This is a genomic window from Streptomyces sp. 142MFCol3.1 (assembly GCF_000424945.1).
Taxonomy (GTDB): Bacteria; Actinomycetota; Actinomycetes; order Streptomycetales; family Streptomycetaceae; genus Streptomyces; species Streptomyces siamensis.
This window is the reverse complement of the sequence record NZ_AUKV01000038.1, coordinates 70672-82743: the sequence shown is the minus strand read 5'-3', so window position 1 is coordinate 82743 and position 12072 is coordinate 70672. Positions and strand designations below refer to the sequence as shown.

8 protein-coding genes and 1 other RNA gene are annotated in these 12072 nt (G+C 70.1%); 6 read left to right on the top strand and 3 right to left on the bottom strand.

All coding sequences use genetic code 11. The features are described 5' to 3' along the window. Nucleotides 1-312: 312 nt before the first annotated feature. Genes H305_RS0137815 through H305_RS48265 form a run of 6 tightly spaced genes read left to right on the top strand, consistent with a single transcriptional unit; the run spans nt 313 to nt 9681 of the window. Nucleotides 313-1608: an ABC transporter substrate-binding protein gene (locus H305_RS0137815; protein ID WP_028805027.1), complete on the top strand. Its 1296-nt coding sequence runs from the start codon at nt 313-315 to the stop codon at nt 1606-1608. Beyond that, on the top strand, nt 1605-2573 hold the full coding sequence (locus H305_RS0137810) for a carbohydrate ABC transporter permease (protein WP_028805026.1): 969 nt from the start codon (nt 1605-1607) through the stop codon (nt 2571-2573). Before H305_RS0137815 ends, H305_RS0137810 begins: the two co-directional genes overlap by 4 nt. After that, nucleotides 2570-3436 (top strand): carbohydrate ABC transporter permease, encoded by an 867-nt coding sequence (locus tag H305_RS0137805; protein ID WP_028805025.1) that lies wholly within the window; start codon nt 2570-2572, stop codon nt 3434-3436. The genes H305_RS0137810 and H305_RS0137805 overlap by 4 nt, the downstream gene beginning before the upstream one ends. Nucleotides 3437-3447: 11 nt before the next feature. After that, complete coding sequence (yicI, locus tag H305_RS0137800) at nt 3448-5703, top strand: alpha-xylosidase (RefSeq protein WP_028805024.1); 2256 nt, start codon at nt 3448-3450, stop codon at nt 5701-5703. After that, nucleotides 5703-6713 carry a LacI family DNA-binding transcriptional regulator gene (locus tag H305_RS0137795; RefSeq protein ID WP_051371418.1) on the top strand — a complete coding sequence of 337 codons (1011 nt, stop codon included), beginning with the start codon at nt 5703-5705 and terminating at the stop codon, nt 6711-6713. Before yicI ends, H305_RS0137795 begins: the two co-directional genes overlap by 1 nt. A gap of 46 nt (nt 6714-6759) precedes the next feature. Beyond that, nucleotides 6760-9681: a glycoside hydrolase family 3 protein gene (locus tag H305_RS48265; protein WP_051371417.1), complete on the top strand. Its 2922-nt coding sequence runs from the start codon at nt 6760-6762 to the stop codon at nt 9679-9681. Between the two features lie 95 nt (nt 9682-9776). On the opposite strand, the gene ssrA is transcribed toward H305_RS48265, so the two are convergent. From ssrA to H305_RS0137780, 3 genes are all read right to left on the bottom strand, one after another. Continuing rightward, nucleotides 9777-10146, bottom strand: a transfer-messenger RNA (tmRNA) gene (gene ssrA, locus H305_RS49850). Nucleotides 10147-10273: 127 nt separating this feature from the next. Beyond that, nucleotides 10274-10819: an SsrA-binding protein SmpB gene (smpB, locus tag H305_RS0137785; protein ID WP_078629443.1), complete on the bottom strand. Its 546-nt coding sequence runs from the start codon at nt 10817-10819 to the stop codon at nt 10274-10276. Between the two features lie 69 nt (nt 10820-10888). After that, nucleotides 10889-12064 (bottom strand): S41 family peptidase, encoded by a 1176-nt coding sequence (locus H305_RS0137780; RefSeq protein WP_199791515.1) that lies wholly within the window; start codon nt 12062-12064, stop codon nt 10889-10891. Nucleotides 12065-12072: the final 8 nt, after the last annotated feature.

Sequence of the window (12072 nt, the reverse complement as noted above, 5' to 3'; positions counted from 1 at the left end):
CCCGTTGCGGACGGCAACACGAACCCACCGCACCGACACACCGGACCACACGACGGCTGCAACGGGCGGATCACCGGCACGGACCCGACCCACCCACCGGACGGCCCCGATCGAGCGCCGTGCCGTCCACGATCGAGCGCCGTGCCGTCCGGCCCGTCGAACCCGCGCCCCAATTCCGGCGCACCCCATTGACGCGCCCACGGCCCCCACATACCTTCCCCCGTCGAAGCGCTTCGACGTCACGCATCGAAACGATTCGACGATTGTTGCGTGACGCTTCCGTGACCCATCCGACTCCCCCGGAGGCAATGGATGTCGACGAAACGAAGGCGCATGGCGGCGACGGTGGCGGCGGCCCTGGCGGGCTCCCTGCTGCTCGCCTCCTGCGGCGGCTCGGACAGTGGGGCCGAGGACGGCAAGACGCTGCGGCTGTGGCACTACGAGGCGCCGAACAGCGCGATGGGAGTGGCCTGGAACGAGGCCATCAAGGAGTTCGAGGCGCAACACCCGGGCGTGAAGGTGAAGTTCGAGGAGAAGGGCTTCGAACAGATCCAGAAGACGGCCCCGATGGTCCTCAACTCCGGCGACGCGCCGGACCTCATGGAGTACAACAAGGGCAACGCGACGGCGGGCAAGCTCTCCCAGCAGGGACTGCTGACCGACCTGACCGCCGAGGTCACCCGGCACGGCTGGGACAAGAAGATCAGCGGCGGGGTGCGGACCATCAGCCAGTACGACACGGACGGAGTCATGGGCTCCGGGAAGTGGTACGGGGTACCCAACTACGCCGAGTACACGATGGTCTACTACAACAAGGACCTCTTCGAGAAGTACGGCGTCGCCGAACCCACCACGCTCGGCGAACTCACCTCCGCCATGGACGCCTTCGTCGCCAAGGGCGTCACCCCGCTCGCGAACGGCGGGGCCGAGTACATCGCCCAGCAGTACCTCTACCAGCTGGCGCTCTCCAAGGCGGACCGCTCCTGGGTCGACGCCTACGAGCTCTACAAGGGAAAGACCGACTTCCACGACGCCGCCTGGACGTATGCCGCCGAGACCTTCGCCGACTGGGTGAAGAAGGGCTACATCAGCAAGAAGTCGACGGGTGTGAAGGCGGAGGACGCGGGCGTCTCCTTCATCCAGGGCAAGAGCCCCATCCTGTTCAGCGGCAGCTGGTGGTACGGCCGCTTCAAGGAGGAGAACAAGTTCGCCTGGGGCACCTTCCTGTGGCCGGGCAGCGATCTCACGCTCGGCTCCGGCGGCAATCTCTGGGTCGTCCCCAAGGGCGCCAAGAACAAGGAACTCGCCTACGACTTCATCGACATCACCATGTCGAAGAAGATCCAGAACCTGCTCGGCAACAAGGGCGGCATCCCGGTGGCCGCCGACCCCGCCGCCATCACCGACCCCCAGGCCAAGACGCTGATCGCCGACTTCAACGCCCTCTCCGGCAAGGACGGACTGGCCTTCTACCCGGACTGGCCCGTCGCCGGCTTCTACGACGTGCTCGTCTCGGAGACCCAGAAGCTGATCACCGGAAGTGAGAAGCCTGACGCCTATCTGAGCGCGCTGCAGAAGGCGTACGACAAGGGTGTACCGAAGACATGACGGTCACCGTCGAGCGGGGCGGCCGGGTCGTCCGCAAGCAGCACGGCAGCGCACCGCGCCCGCGCCGCCCCCGCGACTCCTACCTGCCCTTCCTGCTGCCCGGCGTGCTCGCCTTCCTCGCGGTGGTCGTCGTCCCGTTCCTGATGAACACCGCTGTCAGCTTCACCGACTGGCAGGGCGTCGGCAGTCCCAGGTGGTCCGGGCTCGCCAACTACCGTGAGCTGATGGACGACGCGGAGTTCTGGGCGTCGTTCCGGCACAGCCTGTTCATGGTCGTCGCCATGGCCGCCGTACCCACCGTGCTCGGACTGGTCGTCGCCGCCGCCCTGTTCGACTTCGTCGGGCGGCACTTCGGCGGCACGGTCGCCTCCGTACTGCGGGCCTGCTTCTATCTGCCGCAGGTGCTGCCCATCGCGGTCGCCGGCATCGTCTGGAGCTGGATCCTCGCTCCGGACAACGGCTCGCTCAACGAACTCCTGAAGGCCGTCGGTCTCGGCTCCTGGCAGCAGGACTGGCTCGGCGACCCCGACCTCGCCCTGTACAGCGTCATGGGCGTGATGGTGTGGGTGCAGCTCGGCTTCCCGCTCGTCGTCTTCATGGCCGGCCTGCAACGCGTCGACCCGCAGCTCCACGAGGCCGCCGAACTGGACGGCGCGGGCTGGTGGCGGCGCTTTTGGCACGTCACGCTGCCGCAGATCAGGCCCGAGATCTACGTGGTGCTGCTGTGGTGCACGATCGCCGCGCTGAAGGTGTTCGGGGCGGTGTACGTCCTGACCAAGGGCGGACCGGGCGGCGCCACCGACGTCCCCTCGTACTTCTCCTTCACGACCTTCTTCGAGAAGACCCAGGTCGGCTACGGCGCCGCGATCTCCACCGTGCTCACCGTGATCATCCTCGTCCTGGCCCTGGCCGGGCTGAGGTTCCAGACCCGCGCGGAGGACGCGGAGGAAGGGGTCCGCACATGACAGCCGTCCGCACCGGCGCGGTCAGGACGCGCGGGCCCGCCCGCGCCGTACTCGCCCGCTATCCGGTCCTCGTCGCCCTGGTGATCGCGGCCCTGTTCATGGTGCTGCCGTTCCTCGTCGTGGCGGTCAACGCCGTCAAGTCGCCGGCCGAGTACGCGGAGAACGGGCCGCTCAGCCTGCCCCGGGGTCTGTACCTCGACGGCATCGAGGACTTCTGGGACCGGGTCGACTTCGGCCGCAAGCTCGTCAACTCCGTCCTGATCTCCGGGTCGGTGGCGGTCGGCGCCGCCGTCCTGTCCGTCCTCAACGCCTACGCGATCGGCATCGGCCGGGTCAGGGGCCGCACCTGGGTGCTCGCCTTCTTCGTGCTGGCGAACATGCTGCCGCAGGAGGCGCTGGTCTACCCGGTCTACTACCTGAGCAAGCAGGCCGGCCTGTACGACACGAGGCTCAGCGTGATCATCGTCTTCACGGTGATCCAGGCGGCCTTCGGCACCTATCTGCTCTCCTCCGTCCTCGGCCGGTTCCCGCGCGAGATCATCGAGGCCGCCCGGATCGACGGGGCGAACAAGTGGCAGGTGCTGTGGCGGATCGTCGTCCCGGTCAGCCGCCCCACCATCGGCGTGCTCCTCGTCTTCTTCTTCATCTGGACGTGGAACGAGTTCCTGCTGCCGCTGGTCATGCTGATCTCCAACGACAACCAGACGGTGTCGGTGGCCCTCGGCGTCCTCCAGGGCCAGCGCCTGATGGACGCCACCATGACGAACGCGGCCGCTCTCCTGGGCGTCCTGCCCGCCATCGTCTTCTTCCTCGTCTTCCAGCGGACCCTCACCCGCGGCATCGCCGCCGGCGCAGTGAAGTAAGGGGTACGACAGTGAAGTTCACGGACGGCTACTGGCTGCTGCGCGAGGGCGTCACCGCGGCCCATCCGGTCGAGGTCCTAGACGTGACCTCCGGACCCGGCAGCCTGGAGATCCACGCGCCGACCCAGCCCATCCGCCACCGCGGCGACCTGCTGAAGGGACCGGTCGTGACGATCACCGCCCATGCGCCGATGCCGGACGTCATCGGTGTCACCCTGACGCACTTCGAGGGCGAACAGCCGCGCGGCCCCGAGTTCGAGGTGCGGGCCGGGGAGGGCGCCACGCAGGTGTCGCACGACGACGAGTACGCGACGCTGACGTCCGGCGCGCTGTCCGTCCGGGTCGCCCGCAACGGACCCTGGCACGTCGACTTCCTCGCCCACGGCCGCACGCTCACCAGCAGCGGCCCCAAGGGCATGGGCATCATGAGGGACGGCGGCGGCTCCCACTACCTGCGCGAGCAGCTCGGCCTGAGGGTGGGCACCAGCGTCTACGGCCTCGGCGAGCGCTTCGGCCCGCTGGTCAAGAACGGCCAGGTCGTCGACATGTGGAACGCCGACGGCGGCACCGCGACCGAACAGGCCTACAAGAACGTGCCGTTCTACCTGACCGACGCGGGCTACGGAGTCTTCGTCGACCACCCGGGCCGGGTCTCCTTCGAGGTCGGCTCGGAGGCGGTGTCGCGGGTGCAGTTCAGCGTGGAGAGCCAGCAGCTGACGTACTACGTCATCCACGGCGCGACGCCGAAGGACATCCTGCGCAAGTACACGGCCCTCACCGGGCGTCCCGCGCTGCCGCCCGCCTGGTCCTTCGGACTCTGGCTGTCCACGTCGTTCACCACCTCCTACGACGAGGAGACCGTCACCTCCTTCATCGACGGCATGCGGGAGCGCGAACTGCCGCTCTCCGTCTTCCACTTCGACTGCTTCTGGATGCGCGAGTTCAACTGGTGCGACTTCCGGTGGGACCCCCGGGTCTTCCCCGACCCGGAGGGCATGCTGGCCCGGCTGAAGGAGAAGGGCCTGCGCATCTGCGTGTGGATCAACCCGTACATCGCGCAGCGCTCGCCCCTGTTCGCGGAGGGCAAGGCGCTCGGGCACCTGCTTCGCAAGCCCGACGGCAGTGTGTGGCAGTGGGACCTGTGGCAGCCCGGCATGGCGCTGGTCGACTTCACCAGCCCGGACGCCCGGGCCTGGTACGCGGCCAAGCTGGAGGCGCTGCTCGCGCAGGGCGTCGACTGCTTCAAGACCGACTTCGGCGAGCGGGTGCCCGTCGACGTGGCGTACGCGGACGGCTCGGACCCCGAGCGGATGCACAACTACTACGCGCACCTCTACAACCGGACCGTCTTCGAGGTGCTGCGCAAGCACCGGGGCGAGGCGGAGGCGGTCGTCTTCGCCCGCTCGGCGACGGCCGGCAGCCAGCGGTTCCCGGTGCACTGGGGTGGCGACTGCGAGGCGACCTACGAGTCGATGGCGGAGTCGCTGCGCGGCGGACTCAGCCTCGGCATGTCGGGTTTCGGGTTCTGGAGCCATGACATCGGCGGGTTCGAGGGGACGCCGTCGCCGGCGCTGTTCAAACGGTGGATCGCCTTCGGTCTGCTGTCGTCGCACAGCCGGCTGCACGGATCGTCGTCGTACCGCGTGCCGTGGCTGTTCGACGAGGAGGCCGTCGATGTCCTGAGGCTGTTCACGCGGCTGAAGCTCAGCCTCATGCCGTACGTGTACGAAGCCGCGCGCGCCGCCCACGTGGAGGGCGTGCCGGTGATGCGGGCGATGGTCCTGGAGTTCCCCGACGACCCGGGGTGCGCGCACCTGGAACGGCAGTACATGCTCGGCCCCGATCTGCTGGTCGCGCCGGTCTTCAGCGACGACGGCGACGTGTCGTACTACGTGCCGGAGGGCACCTGGACGCACTTCCTGAGCGGGCGGACGGTGACCGGGCCGCGCTGGGTGCGCGAGCGGCACGGGTTCCTCAGCGTGCCGCTCCTGGTCCGGCCCGGGGCGGTGATCCCGGTGGGCGCCGTGGACGACCGGCCCGAGTACGACCACGCCGACGGCGTCACCCTGCGCGCGTACGGCCTGGGCCGTGGCACCCAGGTCACGGTGGCGGTCGGCGGCGTCACCTTCACCGTCGTGCGGGAGGGGAACACGCTGCGCGCCTCGTCGAGCGATCCGGCGGCGCCGTGGGGGCTCGCGGCGCAGGGGCGCGAGGTGCGGGCGCGAGCCGGCACCGGGTTCCTGTCGCTGGAGCTGGAGTCCGACTGATGGTCAAGATCACCGATGTGGCGCGGCACGCCGGGGTGTCCCCGAGCACCGTCTCCTACGCCCTCAGCGGCAAGCGCCCGATCTCCGAGGAGACCCGGCAGCGCGTCGAGGCCAGCATCCGCGAGCTGGGCTACCGGCCGCACGCGGGCGCGCGGGCGCTGGCCAGCAGCCGGTCGAACGTGCTGGCGCTGGTGGTGCCGCTGCGGGCGGGCATCCATGTGCCGGTCGTGATGCAGTTCGCGGTGTCGGTGGTGACGGCGGCCCGCCGGCACGACCACGACGTCCTGCTGCTCACCCAGGAGGAGGGCGAGGAGGGGCTGCGGCGGGTCGCCGACACCGCTCTCGTGGACGCGCTGATCGTGATGGACGTCCAGTTGCACGACGCCCGGCTGCCGCTGCTGCGCGCGCTCGACCGGCCCTCCGTGCTCATCGGCTTCCCCGCCGCCGCGGACGGGCTCACCTGCATCGACCTGGACTTCAAGGCGGCGGGCGAGCTCTGCGTGGAGCGGCTGGCGGGGCTCGGGCACCGGGTCGTGGCGCTGGTCGGCTCGCCGCCCGAGGTGTACGTGCGGGGGACGGCGTTCGCCCAGCGGGTGGTGGAGGGGTTCACGGCCGCCGCCCACCGCAACGGTCTGTCGTCGTCCGTCCATCCCTGCGAGGCCTCGCCGGCCGCCGCGCGCCGGATCGCCGAGCAGCTGTTGCGCGAGCACCCGGCGCTGACGGGCGTCGTCGTCCACAACGAGCCGGTCCTGGAACCCCTGATCGACGCGTTCGAGCAGCTCGGGCTGCGGGTTCCCGGCGATCTCTCCGTCACCGCCATCTGCCCGGACGAGGTCGCCGAGGGCCCGCGGGTGCCCGTCACCTCCATCGCCCTGCCGTCCGCCGAAGTCGGCGCGCGGGCCGTGGAGCTGCTGATGCGGAAGCTGGACGGCGCCGACGTGCCCGGGGCGACGCTGCTGGCGCCCCGGCTGACGGAGCGCGCGAGCACCGCACCGCGCAACGCCCCCTGAACGTCCCGAACGCCCCGTGCAAGGCCCTACCCGAAGGAGCCGTGACATGAAAGGCACGAGAAGAAGACCCGGCGCCGCCCTCGTCGTGGCGCTGGCCCTGCTCGCGGGCCCCGGCGTCTGCCTCCCCGCCCACGCCGACGCCGCTCCCGCGTTCCGCGACCCGGACCTCCCGGTGGCCGCGCGCGTCGACGACCTGCTCGCCCGCCTCACCCTCGACGAGAAGGTCTCGCTGCTCCACCAGTACGAGCCGGCGATCCCCCGCCTCGGCATCGGGGCGTTCCGCACCGGCACCGAGGCCCTGCACGGCGTCGCCTGGCTGGGGAAGGCGACGGTGTTCCCGCAGGCGGTCGGGCTCGCGTCGACCTGGGACCCGGCCCTGATCGAACGGGTCGGCTCGGCGGTCGGCGACGAGGCGCGCGGCTTCCAGCAGGAGCGCCCCGACGGCTGGGGCCTGAACCTGTGGGCACCGGTGGTGAACCTGCTGCGCGACCCGCGCTGGGGACGCAACGAGGAGGGCTACTCCGAGGACCCGTATCTGACGGGGTCGATCTCCACCGCGTACGGCGACGGTCTCACGGGCGGCGACCCCGACCACCTCAAGACGGCGCCCACCCTCAAGCACTACCTCGCCAACAACAACGAGACGCACCGCACGACCACCTCCTCCGACCTGCGCCCGCGGGTGCTGCACGAGTACGACGAGGCGGCCTTCCGGCCGGCGATCGCAGCGGACGCGGCGACGGGGGTGATGTCCTCGTACAACCTGGTCAACGGCCGTCCCGACACGGTCAATCCCGACCTGGACGACGTCGTGCGCGGCTGGACGGACAAGGATCTGCTCAACGTCACCGACGCCTTCGCCCCCGGCAATCTGCTCCCCGGCAACCAGGACTACTACCCCACGCTCGCCGAGGGTGACGCCGCCGCGCTGAAGGCGGGCATCGACAGCTTCACCGACAACAGCGCCGACCCCGGCCCGACCACGACGGCCGTCAAGTCTGCCCTGGAACAGGGCCTGTTGAAGGAGTCGGACGTGGACACGGCGGTGTCCCACATCCTCGCCGTCCGTGTCCGGCTCGGCGAGTTCGATCCGGGCGGCGGCCGGTACGGCTCGATCGACAGCTCCGTGATCGACAGCCCGGCCCACCGGAAGCTGGCCCGCGAGGCGGCGACGAAGGCCGCCGTCCTGCTGAAGAACGACAAGGCGCTGCCGCTGAAGGCGTCGGCCAGGAACGTCGCCGTCGTCGGCCCGCTCGCCGACACCCTCTACACCGACTGGTACTCGGGGACGCTGCCGTACGCGGTCACCCCGAAGGACGGCATCGCGGCGAAGCTCGGCACCTCGGTCGCGAGCAGTGAGGGCGCGGACCGCATCACCCTCAGGAACACGGCGACCGGCCGGTACGTCACCGCGGGAGCGACGGCCGACGGGGCGTCCTTGAAGGAGAGCGCCGAGAACGGCACCGCGTCCCGGTTCGACGTCTTCGACTGGGGTTCCGGCATCGTCACGCTGCGCTCCGCCGCCAACGGCAAGTACGTCGGCTACAACTGGTCCGGCTTCGTCAACGACCAGGTCCAGCCCAACGGCTGGTACGTGCAGCAGCAGTTCGTGCTGGAACGGCAGGACGACGGCAGCAGTCTCCTGCGGTACGCGGGATACGAGACCGCCGAGTCCTGGTGGTCGAACCCCGTCTACCTCGGTCCGACCGGCGACGACGGCACCCTCGGCCTGGTTCCGAAGGAACGGGCCGCCCACTACGACAAGGACGTCGTGCGCAGCGGCGTCGACGAGGCGGTGGCCGCGGTGAAGGGCCGGGACGCCGCGGTGGTCGTGGTCGGCTCGATGCCGTCGATCAACGGCCGCGAGGACCACGACCGCACCGACATGGGTCTGGCTCCCGCGCAGGAAGCCCTGGTCGAGGCGGTGCGCGCGGCCAACCCGAGGACCGTCGTGGTCGTCGAGAACAGCTACCCGACCACGCTCGGCGCCCTCCAGAAGAAGGTCCCGGCCGTGCTGTGGACCACCCACGCGGGCCAGGAGACCGGCAACGCGCTCGCCGACCTGCTGTACGGGGACGCGAACCCGGCGGGCCGTCTCACCCAGACCTGGTACGCCTCGGAGTCGGACCTCCCCTCGATCCTGGACTACGACATCATCAAGTCCGGCCGCACGTACCAGTACTTCAAGGGCCGGCCGCTCTACCCGTTCGGCCACGGCCTCTCCTACACGTCCTTCCGCTACGGCGGGCTGAAGCGTGTCGACGGCGGTTACGAGGTCGCCGTCAAGAACACCGGTTCCCGGGCGGGCGACGAGGTCGTGCAGCTGTACACACACCAGCGGATCTCGCGCGACGAACAGCCGCTGAAGCAGCTGAAGGCGTACGCGCGGGTGTCGCTGGAGCCGGGCGAGACCAAGACGGTGCGGCTGGGGCTGCGCACCGAGGACCTCGCCCACTGGGACGTCACGCGCTCCCGCCCGGTGGTGGAGAGCGGCACGTACGACGTGCTGGTCGGGGCGTCCTCGTCCGACATCCGCGCTCGTGCCTCGCTCGCGGTGCGGGGCGAGACGATCCCGCCACGGGACCTGACGAGGGCGACGCGGGCCGAGAACTTCGACGACTACGCCGGGGTGCGGCTGGTCGACGAGTCCAAAGTGCGCGGTACGGCGGTGGGCGCCGCCGGCGACGGCGCGTGGCTGAAGTTCGCGGACGCCCGGCTCGGACCGGGCACCGGACGGTTCACCGCCCGGGTGGCCGGGACGGCGGGCACGGTCGAGGTGCGCCTCGGCTCGCCGACGGGCACGCTGCTCGGCACCGCGCACACGGACGGCACGGCGTCCCCGTATTCGTACGAGACGGTGTCCGCCACCGTGGCCGACGGCGCGGGACGCAAGGACGTCTATCTGGTGCTGAGCGGCGGTCTGCGCCTGTCGTCGTTCACACTGCGGGGAGCCGGCCCGCCGAGGTGATCCGCTGAGGCCCGAGGGCGCCGGCCGGGCCGCCGAAAGGAAGAGCCCCGCTGCCGTGGCAGCGGGGCTCTTCCTCTGTGTACAAAACATGGGATGAGTGGAGATGGCGGGAATCGAACCCGCGTCCAACGGTGCAAAATCAGGGCTTCTCCGTGTGCAGTTCGCTGTGATTTTCTCAGCCCCGGCGATCACGCGAACAAGTCGCCGACGGGCTCAGTCGCTGTTTGATTTCCTTCTGCACCCCGCGACCGGGTTCAGAAGTTTAGTTCCCTAGCTGATGCCAGGATCCGGGTCGGGAACAGCCCCGGGCTGACACTTCGCAAGTCGCTACTTAGGCAGCGAGGGCGAAGGAATCGCGCTTGGTGTTGGCGATTATTTTTTGCGACATATGGTTTACGAGATCATTGCCGCTTCCTCGACACGCTTCCCCTGCTTCAACAGCCGCTGTCGAAACCGATCATCCCCATGTTGTTTTTTCAAACCGGGACCTTCCGGCCCCTGGACCTTTCGGTCCGCGCACCCTCTGTGAGGTGCGTTGCCATCGTACGTGACCAACGCACGACGATGCCAGCCTATTCCTGCGGGCGGCGGCCTAGGCGCCCCGCTGCTTCCGCTTGGCCGCCGCGATCGCGCGGTCCGACTCCCGCCGGTCCTGCTTCTCACGCAGTGTCTGCCGCTTGTCGTACTCCTTCTTGCCGCGAGCGAGGGCGATCTCCGCCTTGGCGCGGCCGTCCTTGAAGTACAGGGCGAGGGGCACGATCGTGTGACCCGTCTCCTGCGACTTGGACTCCAGCTTGTCGATCTCCTCGCGGTGCAGCAGCAGCTTGCGCTTGCGCCGCACGGTGTGGTTGGTCCAGGTGCCCTGGCTGTACTCGGGGATGTGGGCGTTGTGCAGCCACGCCTCGTTCCCGTCGATCTGGACGAAGCCGTCGGTCAGCGAGGCACGTCCCTGGCGCAGCGACTTCACCTCGGTGCCGGTCAGCACGAGCCCGGCCTCGTAGGTGTCGATGATCGCGTAGTCGTGGCGCGCCTTCTTGTTCTGCGCGACGATCTTGCGCTTGCCGTCCTTGGCCTTGGCGGAGCCGCCCCCGCCCTGCTTGGGCTGGGACTCCTTCGGTACGTACATTCCCTTGCTCATAGTGCTGGCCATTTTCGCACTACACAGGGGTGTGGGGGAAAGCCGATTTCGCGGACCGCGGGCAGCGGGTCAGTGGGCGTCTCCGAGACCGCTCAGCACGGTCTCGGCCCGCTCCAGCGACTGCTTGTCCGCCTCCAGGTCGGGAGTGATGCCCCGGCCGTCGACACCGCGCCCGGACGGGGTGCGGTAGTGCCCGACGGTCAGCTCGGCGACGGAGCCGTCGGGCAGCCGGCTCGGCATCTGGACCGAGCCCTTGCCGAAGGTCCTGGAGCCGACGACGACCGCGCGGCCACGGTCCTGGAGGGCTCCGGTGAGCAGCTCGGCCGCGCTCATCGTGCCGCCGTCGACGAGCGCGACCAGGGGTCTGGCGGTGTCGCCGCCGGACTCGGCGTGCAGGGCGCGCTGGCGTCCGTCCACGTCGTACGTGGCGACGAGGCCGCCGTCGAGAAAGGCGGAGGCGGCGGTGACGGCCTCGGAGACCAGGCCTCCGGAGTTGCCGCGCAGGTCGAGGACCATGCCCGCCTCGCTCGGTGCCTGCGTGACGGCGGTCCGTACCCGGTCGCCGACGCCCTTGGTGAAGGCGGCGACCTTGATCACGACGACGCCGCCGGGGAGCCGGTGCACGGTCACGGGATCCGTGGAGAGCCTGGCCCGGCGCAGGGTCTCGGTCCATTCGCGGGTGCCGCGTTCCAGGCCGAGGGAGACCTCCGTGCCGGCCGCCGCGTCGTCCGCGTCGCCGCGCAGTAAGGAGACGACCTCGGTGACGGGACGGCCGTCGACCTTCTCGCCGTCCACGCTGCGCAGCCGGTCGCCCTCGCGGATGCCGGCGCCCGCCGCGGGCGAGCCGGGCCGGACGCGCGTCACCTCGATGCGTCCGTCGCGCTCGCGCCGGGCCGACAGGCCGACGCCGGTGTACTGGCCGTCGAGCGCCTCCTGGAACTCCTCGTACTCGCCCTGGGAGTACACCGCGCCCCAGCGGTCCCCGCTGCGGCTGACGGCGCGCTCGGCGGCCTCCATGGGGGACTTGCCGTCGGCCATCGCCTCGGCGGCGGCCGCGGTGACGTCCTCCTGGTGGGCGGCCGGCGTGGAACGGGCGCCGGGGGAGCCGGAAGTGCGCGGTCCGCGGCCGGCGTCGGAGAAGGACCCGGTCGCCGCGCCGGCGACGAGGACGCTCGCGAACACCAATGTCAGGGCCGCCCCGCGGCGGATGCGGCGGGGATCACAGAACGGGTCACGGCCTGACATGCCGGTGA